At 71.5% G+C, this 23,233-nt stretch carries 14 protein-coding genes and 1 pseudogene; 4 read left to right on the top strand and 11 right to left on the bottom strand.

Annotated elements, in window-relative coordinates:
• Window positions 1–42: 42 nt before the first annotated feature.
• The 7 genes from lepB to mrcB form a co-directional block, all read right to left on the bottom strand.
• Window positions 43–669, bottom strand: coding sequence for a signal peptidase I (lepB, locus tag LDO11_RS12525; protein ID WP_232141841.1), 627 nt, complete (start codon window positions 667–669; stop codon window positions 43–45).
• Between the two features lie 52 nt (window positions 670–721).
• Window positions 722–1,420 (bottom strand): tRNA (adenosine(37)-N6)-threonylcarbamoyltransferase complex dimerization subunit type 1 TsaB, encoded by a 699-nt coding sequence (gene tsaB, locus LDO11_RS12520; protein WP_232141840.1) that lies wholly within the window; start codon window positions 1,418–1,420, stop codon window positions 722–724.
• Window positions 1,421–1,526: 106 nt separating this feature from the next.
• Window positions 1,527–2,126, bottom strand: coding sequence for a hypothetical protein (locus LDO11_RS12515; RefSeq protein ID WP_232141839.1), 600 nt, complete (start codon window positions 2,124–2,126; stop codon window positions 1,527–1,529).
• A 34-nt stretch (window positions 2,127–2,160) separates the two neighbouring features.
• Window positions 2,161–3,264 (bottom strand): alpha/beta hydrolase, encoded by a 1,104-nt coding sequence (locus tag LDO11_RS12510; RefSeq protein WP_232141838.1) that lies wholly within the window; start codon window positions 3,262–3,264, stop codon window positions 2,161–2,163.
• 27 nt (window positions 3,265–3,291) lie between these two features.
• Window positions 3,292–5,322, bottom strand: coding sequence for a DNA repair helicase YoaA (gene yoaA, locus LDO11_RS12505; protein WP_232141919.1), 2,031 nt, complete (start codon window positions 5,320–5,322; stop codon window positions 3,292–3,294).
• A 53-nt stretch (window positions 5,323–5,375) separates the two neighbouring features.
• On the bottom strand, window positions 5,376–5,915 hold the full coding sequence (locus LDO11_RS12500; protein WP_232141837.1) for a tetratricopeptide repeat protein: 540 nt from the start codon (window positions 5,913–5,915) through the stop codon (window positions 5,376–5,378).
• A complete protein-coding gene (gene mrcB, locus LDO11_RS12495) occupies window positions 5,912–8,416 on the bottom strand; it encodes a penicillin-binding protein 1B (protein WP_232141836.1) in 2,505 nt (834 codons plus the stop codon). Before mrcB ends, LDO11_RS12500 begins: the two co-directional genes overlap by 4 nt.
• A 107-nt stretch (window positions 8,417–8,523) precedes the next feature.
• Between mrcB and LDO11_RS12490 the strand changes: the two genes are divergently transcribed.
• The gene (locus LDO11_RS12490) at window positions 8,524–10,641 is read left to right on the top strand and encodes a glycosyltransferase (protein WP_232141918.1); all 2,118 of its coding nucleotides are present in this window, start codon (window positions 8,524–8,526) and stop codon (window positions 10,639–10,641) included.
• A gap of 9 nt (window positions 10,642–10,650) precedes the next feature.
• On the opposite strand, the gene LDO11_RS12485 is transcribed toward LDO11_RS12490, so the two are convergent.
• Window positions 10,651–12,162 (bottom strand): hypothetical protein, encoded by a 1,512-nt coding sequence (locus LDO11_RS12485; protein WP_232141835.1) that lies wholly within the window; start codon window positions 12,160–12,162, stop codon window positions 10,651–10,653.
• A gap of 181 nt (window positions 12,163–12,343) precedes the next feature.
• On the bottom strand, window positions 12,344–14,497 hold the full coding sequence (locus LDO11_RS12480) for a RelA/SpoT family protein (RefSeq protein WP_232141834.1): 2,154 nt from the start codon (window positions 14,495–14,497) through the stop codon (window positions 12,344–12,346).
• A 59-nt stretch (window positions 14,498–14,556) separates the two neighbouring features.
• On the opposite strand from LDO11_RS12480, the gene LDO11_RS12475 reads away from it, so the two are divergent.
• Window positions 14,557–15,057 (top strand): hypothetical protein, encoded by a 501-nt coding sequence (locus LDO11_RS12475; protein ID WP_232141833.1) that lies wholly within the window; start codon window positions 14,557–14,559, stop codon window positions 15,055–15,057.
• Window positions 15,058–15,116: 59 nt separating this feature from the next.
• Here the strand turns inward: LDO11_RS12475 and hrpA are convergent, their stop codons facing one another.
• The gene (gene hrpA / locus LDO11_RS12470) at window positions 15,117–19,163 is read right to left on the bottom strand and encodes an ATP-dependent RNA helicase HrpA (RefSeq protein ID WP_435574644.1); all 4,047 of its coding nucleotides are present in this window, start codon (window positions 19,161–19,163) and stop codon (window positions 15,117–15,119) included.
• 157 nt (window positions 19,164–19,320) lie between these two features.
• Between hrpA and LDO11_RS12465 the strand changes: the two are divergent.
• Together LDO11_RS12465 and recQ are read left to right on the top strand one after the other, a co-directional pair.
• Window positions 19,321–19,800: pseudogene (locus LDO11_RS12465) on the top strand (Dps family protein); the annotation flags it as partial.
• Window positions 19,801–20,508: 708 nt separating this feature from the next.
• Window positions 20,509–22,329, top strand: coding sequence for a DNA helicase RecQ (recQ, locus tag LDO11_RS12460; protein ID WP_232141831.1), 1,821 nt, complete (start codon window positions 20,509–20,511; stop codon window positions 22,327–22,329).
• 54 nt (window positions 22,330–22,383) lie between these two features.
• On the opposite strand, the gene LDO11_RS12455 is transcribed toward recQ, so the two are convergent.
• Entirely contained in the window at window positions 22,384–23,223 is an 840-nt protein-coding gene (locus LDO11_RS12455) for an OmpA family protein (RefSeq protein ID WP_232141830.1), read from the bottom strand.
• Between the last annotated feature and the right edge of the window lie 10 nt (window positions 23,224–23,233).

The following is a 23,233-nucleotide window of genomic DNA, read 5'->3' as shown; positions in this document are numbered from 1 at the left end:
GGCATCTGGCACCTGGCACCTGTCGGGATCTTCTGCGACCGGCTACAGCCTGCGCCAGCCGAAGCCGTCGCCGCGACGGTGGTAGACCGCAACGGCGCGACCGTAGAACGCGTCCACCGGCACCAGGCCGAAGTAGCGCCCGTCGAAACTCGCGCCGCGGTGATCGCCCAGCACCAGCACCTCGCCCTCGGGCACTCGCACCGGGCCGAAGTCGGCGCCACCGCCGTGCGCCAGATCGAGGGTGATCCGGCGGCTGCCGACATGCTCGGCCGCGGATGCGTGCTCCGGTGGGCGTTGCCCCTCGACCAGCAGCCGGCCGCCGCGCACCTCCACCTGCTGCCCGCCCACGGCGGCGACGCGCTTGATCAGGCGGGTGCCATCGGCCGGCGAATCGAACACCACCACGTCGCCCGGCGCCGGATCCGCCACCGTGACCAGGTCATGGGTGGTGAAGGGCAGCCGCCACCCATAGGCGCGCATGTCGACCACCACCCGGTCGCCGGGCTGCAGCGCGGGCTGCATCGAACCGCTGGGCACGTGGTAGTGGTTCGCAAGCGAGGAACGGGCCGCGGTCAGCAGCAGGACCAGCACCAGCAGCGGTAGCGCTTCGCGGCGCAGCCAACCAAGCACGCGGCGCTGTCGTGAGGCAATCACGGGATCGGTGTGCATCGGATGTCCCCGGTCGGATACCCGGACTGTGACAGCGGATGCGCGCGAAGGTTCAGCCGCGGCGCGCGGCCTGCTCGGCCAGCGTCAGCGCGACGTTGTTGCGCAGGTAGGCGGGCTCGGCGTGTTCCGGGGCGACCCCGCCGCCCGCCGCGTGCAGCAGCACGGCCAGGCGCGCGGTGTCGGCGGCATGCGGAAGCGCACCGGCATCCACGCGCCGCAGGCGGCCACCCAGCCGCTGTACCAGCGCGCCCTCGACCGCGGCGAATCCGGTGCCAACGCCGATCCAGTCATCGCCCTCGGCGACTTCCACCTGCTCGGGCGCGCAGACGCGTTCGGCGTCGAGCAGCGTGGGACCCTGCGCACCGGCGGCGTAGCCGGCCACATAGACCTCGCCCATGCGCGCGTCGATCGCCGTCAGCACGTGCGCATCCGGATGATCGCGCAATGCCGCCGCGGCCAGCGTTGCCAGCGTGGACACCGGCACCACCGGCACGTCGAGGGCCAGCGCGATCCCCTGGGCAATCGCGATCCCCAGCCGCACACCGGTGAACGCCCCCGGCCCGCGCCCGACCGCGATGGCGTCCAGCCCGCTGCGCGCGATCCCGGCTTCTGCCAGCAGCGCCTCCGCCCACGGCAGCGCCAGTTCGGCATGCCGGCGCGGCGCGACTTCGAAGCGTGCATGCACTTCGCCATCGGCGAACACCGCCACCGAACAGGCTTCGGTGGAGGTCTCGAAAGCCAGGAGTTTCATGCGCTGGAGGGGGCACCGGATGGCAGGGCGGACAGGATACGCAACGCCCGGCGCGGGCGGCACGCACGCAGCGCACTGCGTGATCCGTCGCCGGATCGGTGGTTGATCAGTCGCCCATCGCCGACGGGCGGAAGGCCGGAGCCGCCTCGAGCCCGTTGCGGATCTCGCCGAACTGCACCGCGCCCGTGGGACTCTTCAGGCAGGGCGTGCTGAACATGCCCACGACGTAGGTGTTGGGCCCCTTGTTGAGACCCGAATCCAGCATGTACCGGTTGCCGGTGCCCGGCTCGGTCGCCGCCAGGTTCACGCCGCCGTTGTCGAGCCGGCGGAAGCGGGTGATCTCCCAGCCGGATTCCTGCCAGCGCCCGTGCACGTCCTCCAGGACCTGCCCGGCGTTGTCGTCGCGGGCCACGCCACGCACCCCGACCCAGATGTAATAGACATCGTCGCGGTCCCGGCCCTCGGCTCCCTCGGGAATCTCGCAGCGGTTCACCCGCACCGTGAACTTCTCCGGCGCGATCGGCAGGCCGGAAATAAACGCCTCGACCTGCGGCACGATGTCGCGCGCGGCCTGCAAACTGTCCCTGGTTTCCATCGTGCCTATCTCTACTGCATCCACCGGAGCCTGACAAGCAGCGCCGACCAGCAGCAGCGCCGCGGCCGACGCCGGCCATCGTGGCCATTGCAGAACCGGTCTCAGGGGCATCGTGTAGCCACTCGGCAACGGGTCGCCGAACCGGTCAGCGGAATTCCCGGGTGGTCACCATATGCTCATTGCCGGTCACGATGTAGCCCTGGTTGCGCAGCGACTCGCTGTCCGCTGTCCAGTACCCGGAATGGCCGGACGCGCCGCCGTTGGCGATGCGGGTTCCACCAAAGCCCTCATTGACCGGGTTGGTGCCCAGGATCCAGCCGGGAACGAAGCGGATCTCGTCGTCGTCGGCCATCGCCGTCCAGAAGTTGCCCTCGTCGATGCTGAGCTCATCGGCACTGTCCACGCCCATCCCCGGGCTGCCCGCCACGATGATGTTGTCTGCGCCGAGGCCGCCGGTGCCGTCACGATCGGCATGGCCGACCACCGTCGAGCCGTAGGAGTGGCCGATCACCGTCAGGTTGGGGCCATCCCCGCTCTCGTGCGACGCCCGGAGCCCATGGGTGAACTCGCGCAGCGAAGGCGCGCCGTCGCGTGCCGGCCCGGCACCGGTGGCAGCGGCCAGGTTGTCGGGCGCGTCATAGCCCAGCCAGACGATGGTGGAGGTCACGGCTTCGTCGTCGATCAGTTCGGCCTGCGCCTTCAGGTCGTCGATGCGGTCGATGTTGCCGCCGATACCGGCGACCGTGGACCCGGTGCCGGGGACGAAGATGGCGACGTTGTCGGCGGCGTCCGGGTTGCTGATCGCAACGATGGCCTTCGCGTCGGTCCCGCCATCCTGCGGCGCATAGCCGAGCAGGTACAGGTGTCCGGACGTGGCGGCCGGATCGCGCCGCGAATCGTCGATCCGCGTCAGCAGGTCCTGCGCGCCCTGGTCACCGTCCGCGGCCTGCTGGCGCAGGACATCCATGTTGGCCTCGTGCCTGACCTCGGACGGCAGCCCGTCCATCGCGCCGAGCTGGGCGCCATAGGTCGAGAGGTAGTTGGACTGCTCCTGCGGCGACAGGCCGTTCCACCACTGCGCGTTGAGCGCCGCGTCCTGCTCGGGGGTGAGCCCCCCGGCCGGGCACATGACCGGCTGTTCGCGCGTCCCGATGCAGCGGTCGCCCGGCGGCGGCTGGGCCGGGCAGGCGTTGGGCTCGGGCAGCAGCGAGGGATGGGTGGTCTGGGTGGAACCAACGGGCGGGGACATGGCGGGCTCTCAGCCGTCGCGTTGCGGTTACCGCGAAGGTGGCACGGAAGCGGCCGCGCCGGAATCAGGGCAAACCCTTGGCGGGTCCGGGTCGCCGGCGGCGAAGAACGCCTGCACGTCGGCCACGTCGCGGGTCACCGGGAACGGCGGCAGCGAACCCAGGAACACCCGCCCGTACGGTCGGCTGGTCAGGCGCGGATCGCACAGCACCAGCACGCCGCGATCGCGCTCGCTGCGGATCAGCCGGCCCACGCCCTGCTTGAGTGCGATCACCGCCTGCGGCAGCTGTTCGTCGGCGAAGGGATTGCCGCCCGCGCGGCGGATCGCGTCCAGCCGCGCCTCGAACACCGGCTCGTCGGGCGCGGCGAACGGCAGCTTGTCGATCACCACCACGCTGAGCGCATCGCCGACCACGTCCACGCCTTCACGGAAGCTGGCGGCACCCAGCAGCACGCCATTGCCGGATTCGCGGAACCGCTGCAGCAGCACGTGGCGCGGGGCCTCGCCCTGCACGAACAGCGGCCATGGGCCGCCGCGCAGCAGCGCCGCGGTCTCGCGCAGCGCACGGTGCGAGGCGAACAGCAGGAATGCGCGGCCGTTGGAGGCGTGCAGCACCGGCAGCACCGCGTCCAGCACCGCGCCTGCGTACGCCGGTGCCGACGGTGCCGGCAGCCGTGGCGGCAGCAGGCACAGCGCCTGGCGCTGCCAGTCGAACGGGCTGGGTGCCACCAGCGTGGTCGGTGCATCGAGCCCGAGCCGGGTGGCCACGTGGTCGAAGCAGCCGTCGATGGCGAGCGTCGCCGAGGTGAACACCCACGCCGCGCCGGAGGCCTCGCGATGCGTGCGCAGCGGGCCGGACACATCGAGCGGCGTGCGCTGCAGGCGGAACCCGCGCGGCGACAGCTCGTACCAGCGCACGTCGCCATCGTCGGCGCTGTCGGCGCTGTCGGCGTCGACATCGTCGGGCTCATCGAACGCGCCCGGTCCGTCGGCCACCTGCCAGCGCGACAGGCGGCTGCTGAACTCGCGCGCGCGGGCATGCACGGCATCCAGCGCGGGCGAGGCCTCGCGCAGCGGCGCCACCGCGTCGGCAAGGTCGCGCAGTGCATCGCACAATGCCTCCAGCGCGTCCTGCACGCCGGCATCGTGCAGGGCGCGGTCGCGGGTGCCGCGCGGCGGTAGCGACTCCATGGCCGCGCGTAACACACGGACCGCGTGCTCGAGCCCCTGCGCGGACGGTTGCAGCGCCGCGAGCCCACCCTCGACGCCGGCGCATTCGGCGGTCGCGTCACGTGCCAGCTCGACCAGCGGCCGCGCGCTCAGGCCCTCGCCGAAGAACTGTGCGGCAAGTTCGGGCAACTGGTGCGCCTCGTCGACGACGAATGCCTGCGCGCCGGGCAGGATCTCGCCGAAGCCTTCCTGCTTGAGCGCGAGGTCGGCAAGCAGCAGATGGTGGTTGACCACCACCAGGTCCGCGGCCTGCGCGCGCTGGCGGGCCTGGACCACGAAACAGTCGCCATAGAACGGGCACTCGCTGCCCAGGCAGTTGTCGACGGTGGAGGTCACCATCGGGATCAGCGGCGAATCCTCCGGCAGCGCCTCGATCTCGGCGAGATCACCCATCCGCGTACGCCCGGCCCAGGCGACGATGCGCTGGAACAGCGCGACCTGGTCGCGCGCGCTGAAGCGCGGTTCGCCCCGCGCGCGCTCGAGGCGGTACAGGCACAGGTAGTTGGCGCGGCCCTTGAGCAGCGCGGACTTCAGGCCGATGCCGAGCGCATCGCGCAGCCGGGGCAGGTCGCGGTGGTAGAGCTGGTCCTGCAGCGCGCGGGTGCCGGTGGAGACGATGGTGCGCAGGCCCGACAGCAGTGCCGGCACCAGATAGGCGAAGGTCTTGCCGGTGCCGGTCCCGGCTTCGGCCAGCAGGGTGCCGCGGCTGCCGAGTGCATCGACGACGGCCGCGGCGAGCTGCTGCTGCGACGGCCGCGGGTGGAACTGCGGCAGCGCCTGCGCGAGCTCACCGCCCTCGGCCAGCGCCGCCTGCACGCGCGCGGCCAGGGTGTGGCCGGCGGCGATGGCCGTCGCCGGCGGCGCGGCGTGCGCGGTCACGTTCAGAAGCGGTCGAGCACGCCGACCCGACAGCCCCCGATCTGCGCACGGGCCTCGGCGGCGCCATCCCCGTCGCCCTGCAGCAGGCGCACCTGCTCGAGCGTGGCCCAGTGGCGCCGGCAGGCCGGTCCGACCTGGGGGCCGAGCGCATACGCGCGCTGCGACAGGCGCTCGGCGTCGTCGAACTGGCCCAGCAGCAGGGCGAGCTCGGCGCGCTGCTGCAGCAGCGCCGGATCCGTCGGCACGATCTCCAGCGCGGCGTCGACAGTGGCGGTCGCCGCCACGTAATCGCCGGCGGCCTCCTCGCGCGCGGCACGTTCGCGCAGGTCCTCGATGCGGCCATCGCGCAGAGGCTGCACCGCAAGTTCGCCCTCGCCGTCGCCGGCAGCCTCGCGGATCGAGGCGACCATCTGCTGCGGCGAGGCGTCGGTCAATGCCACCACCACGGGCGCCGGCTCCGGTGCGGTGGCACAGGCGCCAAGCACCAGGCACAGCACGGCCAGGGCTCCGCGACGCGTGCGCCGCACAGGGTTCGGCGTCATGGCAGCTGCTCTCCGGAATAGGCGGGTTCGGGTGGCGGCGGAGGTGCTGCGGGTGCCGCAGGCTCGCGCGCGGCATCCTGCCGGCCGCGGCCGAAGAAGCGCCGCCAGCCGCTTTCCTGCGGCGCGGGCTCATCCGTGTACGCCGGCTCCCCCGGCTGCGTGAGCGGCTGGCCGTCCGCGGCGTACGGTGCGGGATAGCTGGCGTAACAGGGCTGGTAGGCCGGCTCGTACCCTTCCAGGAACGCGAAACGCCGCGCGTCCGGGCAGTCCGGGTCGGTGGACCCGCCCTGCGCGATCCAGTGCCAGGACAGCCCCTCGTCGGCGACTTCCAGCGGCGCGCTGGGCAGGCGCCGGAACAGGTCCGACCACACGCGCATCGCACCGGTGGTGCCGTACAGACCGGTCGCCTCGTTCTGGTCGTTGCCGACCCATACCACCGCGAGGTGGTCGCCGGTCCAGCCGGCGAACCAGCTGTCACGGCCATCGTTGGTGGTGCCGGTCTTGCCGGCCGGCTGCAGGCGGGCAAGCCCGTCGGCGATCAACTGGCGGCCGGTGCCGGAGGTCACCGCATGCTGCAGCGCCAGGGTGACCAGCCGCACGTACTGCGAATCCTGCGGATAGGCCTCGGGTTGCGGGCCGTCGTAGCGGCGTTGCACGCGGCCTTCGCTGTCGAGCACGCCGCGCACCATGCGCAGGGTCTGCTTCTCGCCGCCTGACGCCAGGAACTGGTAGAGCTGCGCCATCGCATACGGACTTTCGTCGACCGCGCCGAGGATCAGCGAGGGGTTCGGCTCGGCGCGAATGGTCGCCAGGTTGTGCAGCAGGTCGGCCAGTGCCCGCGGGCCGACTTCCATGCCCACCCGCACCGTGGCCTGGTTGTAGGATCGCGCCAGCGCGTCCATCAGCCGCACGCTGCCATGGCTACGACGATCGGAATTGGCCGGATTCCAGCGCTTTCCGTTGGGCAGCACCAGGTCCACCGGGGCATCGTTGACCCAGGTGGCCAGCGAGAACTCGTTGGGGCGGGTCAGCGCCAGCAGGTAGACGAAGGGCTTGAGCAGCGAGCCCACCGGCCGCTTGGCCTCGATCGCGCGGTTGAAGCCGTGCTCGGTGGGATTCGCACCGCCGACCACCGCGATCACTTCGCCACTATGCGAATCGGTGACCACCAGGCCGGCCTGCAGTTCCGGGCGCTTGTCATTGCTGAGTGCCTCGATCGTGCGCCGCACGGCGCCCTCGGCATAGCCCTGGGCGGCCGGCGACATCGCCGTCATCACGGTGAGGCCCGCGCCCTGCAGCACCTCGGCCGGATAGTCCATGGCCAACTGCCGGCGCACGAGATCGACATAGGCGGGGAAGCGGTTGGCGGCCAGCGTGCCGGGCGTGGAGCTGATGCCCAGCGGCGCCGCCAGTGCCCGCCTGTACTCGGCCGCGTCGATCAGCCCGTTCGCGTGCATCTTCCCGAGCGCGAAGTCGCGGCGTTGCTTCGCGCGTTCCGGATGCCGGCGCGGATCGTAGTACGAGGGCCCGCGGATGATGCCGACCAGCAGCGCGACGTGCTCGGTGGCCAGGTCCTCGAGCCGGCGCCCGAACCAGAACTCCGAACCGGCGGCGACGCCGTGGATCGCCTGCGCACCGCGCTGGCCAAGATAGACCTGGTTGAGGTAGGCCTCGAGGATCGTGCCCTTGTCGTAGCGGGCCTCGATCAGCATCGCGTAGAGGATTTCGTTGAACTTGCGCGTGTAGGTCTGCTCGCGGCCGATGCCGAGCAGCCCGGAGCGCGCGAGCTGCTGGGTCAGCGTGCTGCCGCCCTGGCGCGCCTCGCCGGCGCGCACGTTCACCCATGCCGCGCGCAGCATGCCGCCGAGGTCGATGCCGTGGTGGTGGGCGAAGTCCTCGTCCTCGACCGCCTGCAGCGCGTCGGTGACCAGCACCGGCACGTCCTCCACCCGCACCAGCCGGCGCTCCTCCTGGCGCTGGCCGTACAGCGTGGCGATACGCGCGGGATCGAGGCGGGCGCTGTCGATCGCGGCGTCGCCGCCGGCCTCGCGCAGGCGGCTGATCCGCCCGCCCGACATCGACACCTCGATACGGCGCGGGGGCACCGCGCCACCGACGTCCTGGAAGCCGCGGCTGGAGATCGTCCAGCGCCCGTTTTCCGCCACCGACCAGGTTCCGGGGCTGCGCCCGTCGCCTTCGCGGTAGGCGGACGACTCCAGCTCCAGCTTCAGCGTCTGCGCGTCGAGCGCCATGCCGGGCGCGAGATGCAGCGGCCGCGCATAGACGCGCGTGGGCACCTGCCAGCGCAGTTCGCCAAAGCGCTGGCTGACCTGCTGGTTGAGGTACACGGTGTAGGGGATGAGGAACCCGAGCCCGAGCCCGACCAGGGCCAGCGCCCAGACGAGCGCACGTCGCGACCAGGTGCGGCGCGGCGAATCCGGAATGTCGTGATCATCCTCGTCACGGTCGATGCGGCGCATCGAGTCCTGGGGTTTTGGCATCTGCAACGAGGCTCATGGGGGATGCGACAATGGCTGGCCGCAGTCTAGCCCAGCACGGTTTCCCGCCGGGCGAAGGCTCCCTGCACAGTCAGCTGGAGTTCCACCGGATGCCGTTCTCGCTGACCGACGCGCAGTTCCGGCTTGCCCGGGCGCTCGGTCTTTCCCGTCGCGCCTGGAGCAGCCTGCGCACCCGCGGCTGGCAGCAGACCTGGCAGCGCGTGCTGCTGCGCCTGCAGCGCGCGGTGCGCCGTGCACCGGCCGACGCGATGCCGTTGTGGCGCCCGCCGCGATCCACGGACGACGCCCTGCCCACGTTCACCGAACCCGCCGCGGCCCCGGTCGCCAGCATCGTGATCCCGGTCCACAACCATGTCGGGCACACGCTGGAATGCCTGCACGCACTGGCCGCGGCGCCGCCCGGCACCACGATCGAGATCATCGTCGTCGATGACGCCAGCAGCGACGGCACCGCCACGGTGCTGCCGCGCATCGCCGGCCTGCGCTATCTCCGCCATGAGCGCAACGGCGGTTTCATCGCCGCCTGCAACACCGGCGCCGCGCAGGCGCGCGGCGAGGTCCTGGTGTTCCTCAACAACGATACCGTGCCGCAGCCGGGCTGGCTGGATGCGCTGCTGTGGACCCTGCATGAGGTTCCGCGCGCAGGGATCGCCGGTGCGCAGCTGCTCTATCCGGACGGAAGGCTGCAGGAGGCCGGCGGCGTGGTGTTCCGCGATGGCCAGGCCTGGAACTACGGCCGCTTCGAATCGCCCGACGACCCGCGCTATGCCTATCTGCGCGATGCCGATTACGTCAGCGGTGCCGCACTGGCGATCCGGCGTACGCTGTTCGACGCGGTCGGTGGCTTCGACACCCGCTACGCACCGGCATATTACGAGGACACCGACCTCGCGTTCGCGGTGCGTGCGGCCGGCAATCGCGTGCTCTACCAGCCTGCCGCGCGGGTGCTGCACGACGAGGGCACCAGTGCCGGCACGGATCCGTCGACCGGCATGAAGGCCGCGCAGGCCCGTAATCGCGAGGTGTTCGCGCTGCACCGGAGACAGGAACTGGCAGCGTTTCCACCCGCCGATGAACTGCCCGGCCCCGGGACGCTGCACCGCGGCCAGCGCCGCATCCTGATCGTCGACGAATCCACGCCACGGCCCGACCACGACTCCGGCTCGCTGCGACTGGTCGCATTGATGCGGATGCTGCTCGAGGAAGGCGCCCATGTCGCCTTCGTGCCAGCCGATGGCCGCCATGCCGGCCGCTACACGCGCGAGTTGCAGGCAACGGGGGTGGAAACCTGGTCGGAGCCGTGGACCGGTGGCATCGCGCACTGGCTGCGCCGCCACACCACCCGTTTCGACGTGGCCATGCTCAGCCGCCACTTCGTCGCCGCGCCGCTGCTGCCGTTGCTGCGCCGGCATGCGCCGCGGCTGCGCGTCCTGTTCGACAGCGTCGACCTGCACTACCTGCGCGAGCGCCGCGCCGCCGAGCTCGCCGGTGACGCAGCCATGCTGGCGATCGCGCGGCGCACACGCTCGCGGGAACTGGCGGTGGTGGCCGCCGCCGATGCCACCCTGGTGGTCAGCCCCGCCGAGCGCGAGCTGCTGGCTGCGGATGCGCCTGGCGCGCGGGTGGAACTGCTGTCCAACCTGCACCGGCTCAGCGCCCGGACGGCAGCCTGGGAGCAGCGCCACGGCGTGGTGTTCGTCGGTGGCTTCCACCATCCCCCGAACGTGGATGCGATGCGCTGGTTCCTCACCGGGGTCTGGCCGCGCATCCGCGCGCAGGCGCCCATGCTGGACTTCCACTGCATCGGCAGCGACCCACCCGATGACCTCCGCGCCCACCACGGCCGTGACGGCGTGCAGGTGCATGGGCACGTGGCCGACATCGCGCCGTGGATGGACGGTTGCCGCGTGGCGGTGGCGCCGTTGCGGTTCGGTGCCGGGGTCAAGGGCAAGATCAATCTGAGCATGGCCCATGGACAGCCGGTGGTCGCGACCACGGTGGCGGCCGAGGGCATGCACCTGCACGACGGCCAGGACGTGCTGCTGGCCGACGATGCCGACGCCTTCGCCCAGGCGGTGCTGCGTGCACACGAGGATGCCGACGCCTGGTCACGCCTGGCAGCCGGCGGGCGCGCGAATGTGGAGCGGCACTTCTCCGTCGATGCCGCACGCGAGACGGTGCGCCGGCTGTTCCTCGCGGCCGACTGACCCCGCGCCTCAGCCCGGGTCCACCGCCGAGCCGGCCGCACGCAGGCGCTCGCCGAAGGCCGCCAGTTCCGGGACCGCGGGATCGAGGTCGCGGGCGGCGTCGTGGGCGGCACGCGCGGCGGCGAGTTCGCCGGCGCCCAGGCGCTCGTCGCCGACCGCCAGCCAGCGCTGGGCGAGGCGGCGTCGGGCCGGGCCCAGCGTGGCCTCGTCCTCCGACAGCGCGGTGCGTGCATCCAGGCAGGCGCGTGCGCGTGCCAGGCTGTTGGCGCGCAGTTCGCGGTCGAAGCAGCCGACGGCGGCCGGCAACAGGCGGGCCGCGGCCTGCCGCACCTCGCGGTCGTCGGGGGCGATCGCGCGGGCCGCGCGCAGGCGGTCGTAGGCGCTCTCCCCCGGTGGGGTCAGCAGGTCGCCGCGCTGTTCGGCGGCGTCCACCTGCGCCAGCAGCACGCGCAGGCGCTCGCGCCGCTGCGCCGGGCTGCCCGCCGGGCGCAACTGCGCATGCGACAGCCGCGCACGCTCGACATGGCGCACGGCGGCGTCGACCGCCGCTGTGCCGCTGCCACCGGGCGCCAGGCGCGCCGCCTCGGCCAGCGCAGCATCGGCATCGGCGAAGCGGAAATCCGCGGCCGCGCGCTCGGCGCGACGCGCATGCGCCAGCGCAAGCTGCTCCATGCCGGCCAGCGGCTCCGCGGCATCCGGATCCGTTTCGAGCAGTTCGCGATAGCGGGCCTCCGCCTGTTCCAGCCGACCGCCATCGAGATCCTCCTGCGCGCGGCGCAACAGCGCGTCGCGCTCCTCGCCAAGGCGCGCCTGGGTGTCGGGCAGGTCGATGTGGCCGGGGTCGAATTCCCGGGCAATGGCCACCGCGCGTGCGGCCGCGGCATAGCGGCCCTGGCGCAGGTCGTCGCGCGCCTGCTGCAGAACGTCGCCGAGTGCGTCCTCGCGGCCGCGCAAAGCGTCGGCATCGTCGGGCCGCAGGCCGAGGATGCGCCGGTACAGAGGCAGCGCGGAGTTCCCGCTGCCATGGAAGTCGCCGCGCGCATAGGCGTCATCGGCGCGGGCACGCAGGTCGTCGAGGCCGGCCTGCGCGGCCAGGCGCTCGCGCAACGCGGCATCCACCGCATCGACCGCCGCGCGCGGCGCGGCCAGTTCCCGGGCCAGCGCGATGGCTGCACGCGCGTCATCGAAACGGTCGTCGTCGAGTGCCGAGCGCGCCTGGGCGAGCGCGGTGCGTGCCACCTGCGACAGGCCGTCGCGGGCCTCGGGCCGGTCCGGATCCATCGCCAGCGCGGCCTCGTAGAGTTCGCGCGCGCCGCTGCCGTCGTCGGCGCTCAGATGGCCGGCCGCAAGCGCGACCGCCGCTTCCTCGCGCAACGCCTGCGCCCGGGTGTCCGGCCACAGCCAGTCGGCCAGCGGCTGGCGCACCACCAGCAGCAGGATCAGTGCCACGCCGATCGTCGCGGCCGCCATCGGCCACCAGCTGCGCCAGTCGCGCTGCGCCACCCACAGCGCCATGCGCACGCGCGCCTCCAGACGCCTGAGCGCCCGGGTCGGGTTGCGCGCTGGCGTTCCGGAGGTGTCGGCTCTGGATGCGGAGGGGCGACGGATCACCGCGGCAGCATAGGTGCAAACCATGAACGCGACGTCAGCCGCGCATGGCCGCTACCGATCGCGCCGGGCGACTCCGCGGATGTGCGCGGCGTCAGCCGCGGCGGGCGCGTTCGATGCCCGGCAGCGCCTCCATCCGCCCGAGCAGGCGCGCGAACTGGCCGTGGTCCTGCACCCGCAGCTGCAGGCGCAGGCGCACGCGGCCGACGCCGCCGCCATCCTCGCTGTGGATCGACAGCACGTGGGCGTCTTCCTGCGCGATCAGGTTGGTCAGGTCCTTGAGCAGATGGCGGCGGTCCACGCCTTCCACCACCGCCTCGGCCTCGTGCACGCCACCGGCGCGGCCCCACTCCACCGGCAGCACCCGCTGCGGGTCGCGCGCGGCCATGCGCTGCAGCGCCGCGCACTCGGCGCGATGCACGCTGATGCCGCGGCTGCGGGTGAGGTACCCGGTGATCGGCTCGCCCGGCAACGGCCGGCAGCAACGCGCGATCTGCACCAGCAGGTTGTCGACACCGACCACGCTGAACTCGGAACTGCCCTTCGGCAGCCGGCGCGGTGGCGTGCGCGCGAGGTTGGTGGTCTCGTCGACCGGCCTGCGCGCCTCGGCCTCGGCTTCGCCGAGCGCGCGAACGACCTGGTGCGGGCCGACATCGCCCAGCGCCACCAGCACGTACAGGTCATCGAGGGTGGCGGCATGGAAGCGCCTCAGCGCCGGCGCGGGATCGGCATGGTGCAGGCCAAGGCGCTTGAGCTCGCGATCGAGCAGCTCGCGGCCGGCCTGCACGTTGCGCTCGCGGTCGAGCGCGCGGAACCAGGCGCGCACCTTGTCGCGCGAACGGCCGCTGGCGAGATAGCCGTTGGCGGCGTGCAGCCAGTCGCGACGCGGTTCCGCGGTCTTGCCGGTCAGCACCTCGACGCGGTCGCCACTGTGCAACCGGTGGTCGAGCGGGACGATGCGGCCGTTGACCTTGGCGCCGCGGCAGCGGTGGCCTACCATCGTGTGCACGTGGTAGGCGAAGTCGAGTGGCGTGGCACCGCGCGGCAGGTCGATGACCTCGCCCATCGGCGTCAGCGTGTAGATGCGGTCCTCGACCAGCTCGGTGTCGAGCGCGCCCGCCAGCCCGCCCTCGTCGCCGCCGTCCTGGTGCGATTCCAGCAGGCGCCGCATCCATTCGATCTTGCGTTCGAGCGCGGCATCGCCGACGCCGCCTTCCTTGTAACGCCAGTGCGCGGCCACGCCGAGTTCGGCCTGCTCGTGCATCTCGAAGGTGCGGATCTGCACCTCCAGCGTCTTGCCTTCCGGCCCCACCACCGCCGTGTGCAGCGAGCGGTAGTCGTTGCGCTTCGGGCGCGCGATGTAGTCGTCGAACTCGCTCGGGATCGGCGTCCACAGCGCATGCACGATGCCCAGCGCGGCGTAGCAGGCACCGACATCGTCCACCAGCACGCGCACCGCACGCAGGTCGTAGAGCTCGCCGATCGGCACGCCCTTGCGCTGCATCTTCTTCCAGATGCTGTAGATGTGCTTGGGGCGGCCGGCGACGTCCGCATGCAGCCCCTGCGCGGCGAGTGCTTCGCGCAGGGTGCGCGTCACCTCGTCGATATAGCGCTCGCGCCCGGAACGCTTGTCGTCGAGCAGGCCGGCGATGCGGCGATAGGTGTCGGGGTCGAGGTGGCGGAACGCGAGGTCCTCGAGCTCCCATTTCAGCTGCCAGATGCCGAGGCGGTTGGCGAGCGGTGCATGGATGTCGCGGGTCAGCCGCGCAAGCGCGACGCGCTCCTCCTCGGGCCGCTGCGACACTGCCCGCAGATGGGCGAGCTGCCGCGCGAGCAGGATCGGCACCACCCGCAGGTCGCGCACGATCGCCAGCAGCAGCCGGCGCAGGCCCTCCTGCCCGCCGCGACCGACGCGCTCGGCATGCAGCGCCCACACCTGACGCGCGGCACGCTGGCCATCGAGCAGCGCGGCGACGCGCGGATGCGCCTGCGCCAGCCGTGTCGCGGCATCGGGCGGCGGCTCCGGCAGCACGTGCAGGATCGCCGCGGCGATGACATCGGCATCGGCATTGAGGGTTGCCAGCGATTGCAGGGTATCGGCCAGCACCGGCCAGGGCTCGGCGGGTGCCACCCGGGCGCCGGAGGCGTCGCGCAGCGCCGCCTCCACCACCGCGCGCAGGGCAGGCGTCAACGCCGCGGTGGCGGGCAGCGACAACAGGGTTGCGGCGCTGGCGTCGACGGCCGACACGGCATCACGACTCGGGTGGGCGCTCTACACTAGCCGCCACCTGCCCCGAGGAACAGACCATGCGCAGCGTTTTCCGTCCGGCCCTGCTGACCGCCGCCCTGCTGGCCAGCGGCATGACCCTGGCGCAGCAGGCACCGCCGCTGCAGGAACAGATGACCGCCAGCGAGTTCCGCGCCGCCGGCCTCGACAAGCTCAGTGCCGACGAGCTTGCCGCGCTCAACCGCTGGCTGGAACGCCGCGTTGGCGAGCAGACCGCGGCCGCGGTCGAGCAGGCGCGCGAGGAGGGCCGCCAGGAAGTGGTGACGAAGAACCGCGGCTTCTTCCACTTCGGTTCCGAGGAGCCCATCCAGAGCACGATCGCCGGCGAGTTCCGCGGCTTCGGCAAGGGCCGCCGCTACACCCTGGCCAATGGCCAGGTCTGGGAACAGACCGACAGTGCCAGCCTGGCCGGCGTACGCCGGCAGGACATCGGCGTGCGCATCCGCCCCGGTGCGATCGGTGGCTGGTGGATGCAGGTGGACGGCTACAACACCACCGCGCGCGTGCAGCGGGTGGAATAGCGGTCGCCGAAGCCCGGTTCCTCCGTCGGCGCTCTCATCCGGCGCGGCAGGGCGGGTTCTCAGCCCTGCAATGCCTCCAGGCGCCTCGCCAGCTTCTTGGGCGAGACGCCGCCGCGTGCGCCGAGTTCCTGCGCATGCAGTGACACCCGCAGTTCCTCGAGGTCCTGGCGGAACGCGCGCCATTCCGGATCGGACGCAATGCCATCGGCTTCGGCCTCGACCAGCGCATCGACAAAGGGCTTGAGTTCGAGCATGCGCTGCTGGTCGCGCAACGGATCGCGCAGCGCGCGTTCGGCACGCAGCGACAGCGCCTGCAGGTAACGTGGCATCTGGTCGAGCAGGGCATCCGGCGTGGTCGACAGGAAGCCCGGCGGCGCCAGGCTGTCGAGATGCGCGCGCATGTCGTCGAGGTTGGCGCGTGCCCAGCCCATCAGCCCGCCCTCGAGGCTGCCGCGGATGTCGGCGATGCTGTCGAGCACGCGCTCGGCCAGCTGCAGCCGGCGCATCGCCTCGCCGAACAGGTCCCGCCCGACCGCGTCGCGGCGCGCGGCAAAGGCCGCGGCGTCGCGGATCGTATCCAGGCCATCGGCGGCGAGCGCGGTGAACGCGCCCTCGACCAGGTCGTCGCGCAGCGGGTCGCCACCTTCCGGGCGCACCGCGCGCGGTGCCGCGGCCTCGATCGCGGCATACAGCAGCGCGGTCTTCGGCTTCGCGGTGAGCTGCTTGCGCGCCTGTCGCAGCTTCGCGTCCAGCGCGATACGCAGCAGCCGGCGCACGCCGCCCGGGTGCCGGCGCGCGGCCTCCGCGGCATCGGCGTACACCGCCAGCCGCGCGCTGTCGCCGGCATCGTCGAGCGCGGGATATGCGGTGATGCCACCGGCCCCGGGTACCGACAGCGGCACCGGCGTATCCGGGAACGTGGTCAACCCGGTCTGCGCGAGCCCCTCCGCCGCGCGCTCGGCGAATGCCGCGTCGGCGTCGGCGCCGAAGCGCGCACGCAGCGCTGCGAGGTCGCGCGATTCCGCCAGCACCTGGCGGCCGTCGCGTGCGAGCAACCGCAGGTTCATGCGCAGGTGCGGCTCCAGCGCGTCCTCGTTGAAGTCGGTGGCGGCCACGTCCACGCCGGTCAGGCGCTTGAGGAAGCGCGCCAGCACCCCGGTGAACGCATCGGCCCCGGGCTGGCGATGGGCTTCGGCGAAGGCGCGGGCGAAGTCCGGAACCGGCACGAAGTTGCGGCGCAGGGCCTTGGGCAGCCCGCGGATCAGTGCCGCCGCACGGTCCTCGACGAAGCCGGGTGCAAGCCACGACAGCCGCGCGGGATCGAGTGCGTTCAACAGGTGCAGCGGCACGCGCACGGTCATGCCGTCGTCCACCGCGCCGGGTTCGAAGCGGTAGCTCACCTCCAGGCGTGCGTTGCCAACCGGCAGCACCTTGGGGAAGCGGTCGGCATCGGTCTCGTCGGCGACCAGCAGGTCGTCGCGCGTCCACGCAAGCGCATCGCGCTCGGCGGGCGACGCTCTCTTCCACCACGCCTCCAGCGAACGCGCATCGACGATGCCGGCCGGAATGCGGTCGTGGTACCACTGCTGCATCCACGATTCGTCGACAACGATCCCCACACGGCGCTGCTTGGCCTCCTCCTCGCGCGCCTGCGCCAGCGTGGCCAGGTTGCGGGCAAGAAACGGCGCGCGCAGGTTGATCTCGCCGGTGACGAGGCCGTCGCGCAGGAACATCGCGCGCGCCTCGTCGGGGTACAGGCGCCCGTAGTCGACCGGCCGCTTCGGCGCCAACACCAATCCGAACAGGCTGACCTGCTCGCTGCCGATCACCCGCCCCTGCGCACGCGACCAGTGCGGATCGTGGTGGCGACGCGCCAGCAGGTGCGGCAGTTCGGCGATCGCCCAGTCCGGCTCGATGGTGGCATTGGTCAGCGCCCACACCTTTTCGGTATCGAGCAGCGTCGCCGACAGCACCCACGGCGGCGGCTTGCGCGCAAGCGTGGATCCCGGAAACAGCTGGAAGCGGCGCCCGCGCGGGCCTTCGTACTGGCCGCGATCGCCGCGATGGCCGAGCTGGGTCGGCAGGCCCGCCAGCAGCGCGCGATGCAGGGCTGCGTAGCCACGCGCATCGACGACAGGCGCCGGATCCTCGCCGGCCGCGCGCTCACGCAACGGAGCGCGCCCCTGCTCCACCGCCCAGCCGATATCGGCGCACTGCAGCTTCAGCTGGCGATGCAGCTCGCGCCATTCGCGCAGGCGCAGGAAACCCAGGAAGTGCTTCTCCGCCCAGCGCCGCAACTGCGACTGGGTGAGTTCCTCGTGGGCGCCGCGATAGGCTTCCCACAGTTTCAGGATCCCGACGAACTCCGAACGCGGGTCGGCGAACAGCGCATGCGCATTGTCGGCCGCCGCGCGCTGGTCAGCCGGGCGCTCGCGCGGATCCTGGATGCCGAGGAAGGCGGCGATCGCCAGCATCGGTTCGAGGCAGCCATGCGCCTGCGCGGCCACCAGCATGCGCGCGAGTTTCACGTCGACCGGCAGCCGCGCCATGGTGCGGCCGGTCGACGTGAGCCGACGCTCGCCATCCACCGCGCCCAGTTCAGTCAGCTGCTGCCAGCCGTCGGCCACCGCGCGCGGGTCCGGCGCTTCGAGGAAGGGGAAGGTCTCGATATCGCCCAGGCCCAGCCACAGCATGCGCAGGATCACCCCGGCCAGCGCGGCGCGGCGGATCTCCGGATCGGTGTAGTGCGCGCGCGAGACGAAGTCGGCTTCCGAATACAGCCGCACGCAGGTACCCGGCGCAATGCGCCCGCAGCGGCCCTTGCGCTGGTCGGCGGCGGCCTGCGAAACCGGCTCGATATGCAGGCGGTCGAGCTTCTGCCGCGGGCTGTAGCGCTTGACCCGGGCGAAACCGGGATCGACCACGTAGTGGATGCGCGGCACCGTCAGCGAGGTCTCCGCCACGTTGGTCGCCAGCACGATGCGCCGCAGCGGCCCCGGGTTGAACACCCGGTCCTGGTCGCGGGTGGACAGCCGGGCGTACAGCGGCAGCACCTCGGTATGGCGATACTTGCGGCGCTCCAGGGCCTGGTGGGCATCGCGGATCTCGCGTTCGCCGGGCAGGAACACCAGCACGTCGCCGATGCCGCCCGGCCCGCGCGACTCGCGCATGATCTCGTCGCAGGCGGCGACGATGCCATCGAGCACGGAGATGATGTCGGCGCCGTCGTCGTTGCGCGGGCGGCGGCCGGCGGGCGCGGCAACCGGCTCGACCGGGACCTCCGCACCCTCGCCCAGCGGCCGCCAGCGGACCTCCACCGGATAGCCACGCCCTTCCACGCTCACCACCGGCGCGTCACCGAAGTGCTTCGAGAAGCGTTCGGTGTCGATGGTGGCCGAGGTGACGATCACCTTGAGGTCGCGGCGGCGCTCGAGCAGCTGCTTCAGGTAGCCCAGCAGGAAGTCGATATTGAGGCTGCGTTCGTGGGCCTCGTCGACGATGATCGTGTCGTACGCGGACAGCCAGCGGTCCGAGGCGATCTCGGCCAGCAGGATGCCGTCGGTCATGAACTTCACCGCGGTGCGTTCGCCGACCTGGTCGTTGAAGCGAACCTGGAAACCGACCGCGCCGCCCAGCGGCACCTTCAGCTCCTCCGCCACCCGGCGCGCCACCGCACGCGCGGCGATGCGCCGCGGCTGGGTGCAGCCGATCATGCCGGCGGCGCCGCGCCCGGCCTGCAGGCACAGTTTGGGCAGCTGGGTGGTCTTGCCCGACCCGGTCTCACCGGCGATCACCACCACCTGGTGGTTGCGGATCAGCTCGACGATGCGCCCGGCCTCGCTGGCGATCGGCAGCGACGGGTCGACGTCGGCCCGCGGCAGCGCCGCGGCGCGCGTCTCGCGGGTGGCGACCGAAGCCGCCAGCGCCTGTTCGAACGCCTGCTGCGCGGCGGCATCGTCCGCCCGTGCCCGCCAGCGCGACCACAGGCCGTGCAGCCGCCCGCGATCGCTCGACAGGCCGCTGTCGATCGCAGCGCGGGCCGCCTGCAGCGCTGGATCGGGGCGCCCGGCTGCACGCGGACGGCGGGGTTTCTTCGGTGCTTGCAAGCGGGTCTTCCAGGTCACACATCGGCCACGGCGGCTGCCGTATTGTCGCCGCATCCACCCAATGGAGCTTGAAATGGCCAGTGAACAGAACCCCAGCCCTGACGCATCCACCCATGCCTCGGTGCAGACCACCGCATCGCCGGAGCCGCAATCGCGCGCGCCCGCCATCGACATCGGTATTCCCGAGGAGGATCGCCGGAAGATCGCCCAAGCGCTGTCGGTGTTCCTTGCCGATGCCTACACGCTGTACCTCAAGACCCACAACTTCCACTGGAACGTGACCGGGCCGATGTTCAACGCCCTGCACAACATGTTCGAGGAGCAGTACACCGAGCAGTGGAACGCACTCGACGACGTCGCCGAACGCATCCGCGCGCTGGGCTACAACGCCCCGGGCTCGTACGCGGAATTCATCGAGCTGACCTCGATCAAGGAAGAGCCCGGCCTCGAGAAGGCCGCGGACTGGCGAGAAATGGTGCGCCAGCTGGTGGAGGGCAACGAGGCCGTCTGCCGCAGCGCGCGCGTGGCGCTCGAGATTGCAGACGACGGCGACGACGACCCGACCGAGGACCTGCTGACCCAGCGTCTGCAGACCCACGAGAAGTACGCCTGGATGCTGCGCTCGCTGCTGCAGTGACCCGTTAGGAAGATGCTTCTCACGGCTCCGGCGTGATGGCAGACAGGCGGCCTGTCCGTGCGTCCGTGAGTTGCTCCGTTGTTGCTTCGCGCCGCCCGCCGCGCGCCTTGGCGGGTGTGCTCCCCCCGGCCGGAGTCCACGTCCAGCGACCACGGCCGGCGCCGGCCCTCCATTGGCCGGCTGTCCGCACACCCGCCGGTGCACGCGACGGGCCCGGGCATCCGCCGGCTCCGGCACGGGAATCAACAGTGGTGGTGCAGGCGTCGCCTGCCGCTGAGATGCCCGCCTCACGCGTTCGGCAGTTCCGCTTGGCGGTCGGCAGGTACGACACGGCCTCAACGCCGGCAGCGGCGGCAATGGCGCAATGGTGGTAGAGGCGGCAGGCCGAAAGTCGCCGCCACGAGGCCCTGGTTCTCGCCGTTGATCTCTTCCGGAAACGCGACGACGGTTCGGGGCCCGCCGCGGCCGCAGGGGGGATGTCCAGAGCCGGCCATGGATGGCCGGCGGCCGGATGTGGGAGCCGGACGCGGAGATATCCGGCTGGGCATCCCCCTGGGGCCGCGGCGGGCAGCTGGCGTACGACCAGCAGGTGCGGTCCGGCTTCGCCGTCGGGCGACGGATCCACGCCCATCCACTTGTCGCCGCGTCCGGACCCGACACCGGACCTCCTGACCGCGGCTCACGGGATCCGCACGGTATCCTGTGCCGATGTCGCGCACCGCCCACGCAGTACTGCAGAACGTCTTCGGCCATGCCGCCTTCCGCGGCGAACAGGCGTCCATCGTCGACCATGTAGCGTCGGGCAATGACGCCCTGGTGCTGATGCCCACCGGCGGCGGCAAGTCGTTGTGCTACCAGGTGCCGGCGCTGCTGCGCGACGGCTGCGCCATTGTCATTTCGCCGCTGATCGCGCTGATGCAGGACCAGGTCGAAGCGCTGCGCCAGCTCGGCGTGCGCGCGGCCTACCTCAATTCCACCCTCGATGCCGCCGCGGCGCAGGCGGTGGAACAGCAGTTGCGCGAAGGCGGGCTGGACCTGCTCTACGTCGCGCCCGAGCGGTTGCTGACGGGTCGCTTTCTGTCACTGCTGGAGCGTGCACAGATCGCGCTGTTCGCGATCGACGAGGCGCATTGCGTCTCGCAGTGGGGCCACGATTTCCGCCCCGAATACCGCGAGCTCACGATCCTCCACGAGCGCTGGCCGGAGGTGCCGCGCATCGCGCTGACCGCCACCGCCGATCCGCCGACCCAGCGCGAGATCGCCGAGCGCCTGCAGCTGGAGGACGCGCGCCGCTTCGTCAGTTCGTTCGACCGCCCCAACATCCGCTACCACGTCGTGCAGAAGGACGATGCCCGCCGCCAGCTGCTGGACTTCCTGCAGGCGCATCGCGGCAGTGCCGGCATCGTCTACTGCATGTCGCGGCGCAAGGTCGAGGAGACTGCGGAATGGCTGGTGGCGCAGGGTGTCGACGCCCTGCCCTACCACGCCGGCCTCGACGCCCGCCTGCGTGCCACCCACCAGCGGCGCTTCCTGCGCGAGGACGGCGTGGTGATGGTGGCCACGATCGCGTTCGGCATGGGCATCGACAAACCGGACGTGCGCTTCGTCGCCCACACCGACCTGCCGAAATCGATCGAGGGCTATTACCAGGAAACCGGCCGCGCAGGCCGCGATGGCGAGGCCGCCGATGCCTGGATGTGCTACGGCCTGGGCGACCTGGTGCTGCTGCGGCAGATGATCGAGCAGTCCGAATCCGGCGACGAACGCAAGCGGCTCGAACACCGGAAACTCGATTCACTGGTCGGCTACTGCGAAACGATGCGCTGCCGCCGTCAGGTGCTGCTGGCGAACTTCGGCGAGGACTACGCGGCCAAGGGCGCGGGCCAGCCCTGCGGCAATTGCGACAACTGCCTCGACCCGCCGGCCGCGTGGGATGCCACCGTGCCCGCGCAGAAGGCGCTCAGCTGCGTGTATCGCAGCGGCCAGCGGTTCGGCGCCGCGCACATCATCGACATCCTGCGCGGCAGCGAGAGCGAACGCATCCGCCAGTTCGGCCACGACCAGCTGAGCACCTACGGCGTCGGCACTGACGTCGATGCGCGCGTGTGGAAAAGCGTGCTGCGCCAGCTCGTCGCGCAGGGCCTGCTCGACGTCGACGCCGAAGGCTACGGTGGCCTGCGGTTGACCGAAGCCAGCCGCGGCGTGCTCAAGGGCGAGACGCAGGTGATGCTGCGCAAGCCGACGAACACGAAGGAACGCGTACGCACCACGCGCGCCGCGACCGGCGCGGACATCGACCTGGCACCGGCCGACCAGCCGCTGTTCGAATCGCTACGCGCGCTACGCGGGCGTCTTGCGCGCGAGCAGAACGTGCCCGCTTACGTGATCTTCCACGACGCGACGTTGCGCGAGATCGCACGCCTGCGCCCGATCAGCCATGGCCAACTCGGCGGCATCGGCGGCGTCGGTGCCGGCAAGCTGGAACGCTATGGCGATGCCGTACTGGAAACGGTGCTGGACGCGGATTGACCGCGATTCCACACGCCCGGCCGGCGCTCAAACCGACCGGGCGTTGTGCAGCTTTCAGCGCGCGGCGACGCCGCGCACTTCCACTTCGACCCGGCGATCGGACGTGAGGCACTCGACCAGCGCCGGACGCGCGAGCGCATCGGTGCAGCTGGTGGTGACCGGTTCGGCCTTGCCCTTGCCGACAGCAATGATCGAGTCTGCAGGTACGCCGTTGGACACAAGCAATGCACGGATGGTGTCCGCGCGACGCTGCGACAACAGCTGGTTCGCGTCGGCGCTGCCGATGCGGTCCGTGTGCCCGATCACGGTGACGAGCGACGGGCCCGCCTCGCGGATGTCCGATGCCAGCTGGGTCAGCAGCTCTTTGCCGCGGGGCAGGATGTCACCGGCCTCGTGGCGCGCAAATGCGAACAACGCATCGGCTGACAGGTTCACGCGACGCACGCCAGGCTTGGTGGTGTCCGTGCGCGCGGTGTCGGCCAGCAGATCCGCACACGACGCCGGGCTCCAGTGGAAGCTTTGGCCGCGGTAATCGCGGTCAAAGATCACCTTGTACTGGCAGGTCACTACGCCCTCGGGCGTGCGGAAGTGGAGCAGGTAATCCCACTCGCGCACGCCGACCAGACCTTCGCGGAAGTGCGGCCGACCCAGTGCCTGATAGAGCTGATCCTTGGTCACACCAGGACCGATGCTGCGCAGGTCGGCGACGTTGGGGAAGGTGCCTTCTGCCAGCACGGCGCGGGCCGGGTCGGGGAACACCACCTCACCAGCGACACCCTCGGGCGAGATGTCACGGCTGATGTGGCGTGTGCCGCAGGCGCTGAGCGCACCGGCAATGGCGATAGCAAGCAGCGCGCTGCGCGCCGCCTTGGAAACATTGATGGAATAGCGCATGTCCTGAACC

Origin of the sequence: Alterluteimonas muca, from assembly GCF_021191595.1 — a bacterium.
GTDB classification, from domain to species: domain Bacteria; phylum Pseudomonadota; class Gammaproteobacteria; order Xanthomonadales; family Xanthomonadaceae; genus Luteimonas; species Luteimonas muca.
Note: the sequence above shows the minus strand (reverse complement) of the source record. Positions and strands in the feature narration are given on the sequence as shown.

Excerpts from the sequence above, each read along its gene's own strand:
- LDO11_RS12500 (WP_232141837.1), bottom strand. The coding sequence starts at position 5,915 with ATGACGCCGAACCCTGTGCGGCGCACGCGTCGCGGAGCCCTGGCCGTG.
- LDO11_RS12515 (WP_232141839.1), bottom strand. The coding sequence starts at position 2,126 with ATGCCCCTGAGACCGGTTCTGCAATGGCCACGATGGCCGGCGTCGGCC.
- mrcB (WP_232141836.1), bottom strand. The coding sequence starts at position 8,416 with ATGCCAAAACCCCAGGACTCGATGCGCCGCATCGACCGTGACGAGGAT.
- recQ (WP_232141831.1), top strand. The coding sequence starts at position 20,509 with ATGTCGCGCACCGCCCACGCAGTACTGCAGAACGTCTTCGGCCATGCC.
- LDO11_RS12510 (WP_232141838.1), bottom strand. The coding sequence starts at position 3,264 with ATGTCCCCGCCCGTTGGTTCCACCCAGACCACCCATCCCTCGCTGCTG.
- LDO11_RS12455 (WP_232141830.1), bottom strand. The coding sequence starts at position 23,223 with ATGCGCTATTCCATCAATGTTTCCAAGGCGGCGCGCAGCGCGCTGCTT.
- lepB (WP_232141841.1), bottom strand. The coding sequence starts at position 669 with ATGCACACCGATCCCGTGATTGCCTCACGACAGCGCCGCGTGCTTGGT.
- LDO11_RS12490 (WP_232141918.1), top strand. The coding sequence starts at position 8,524 with ATGCCGTTCTCGCTGACCGACGCGCAGTTCCGGCTTGCCCGGGCGCTC.
- tsaB (WP_232141840.1), bottom strand. The coding sequence starts at position 1,420 with ATGAAACTCCTGGCTTTCGAGACCTCCACCGAAGCCTGTTCGGTGGCG.
- LDO11_RS12475 (WP_232141833.1), top strand. The coding sequence starts at position 14,557 with ATGCGCAGCGTTTTCCGTCCGGCCCTGCTGACCGCCGCCCTGCTGGCC.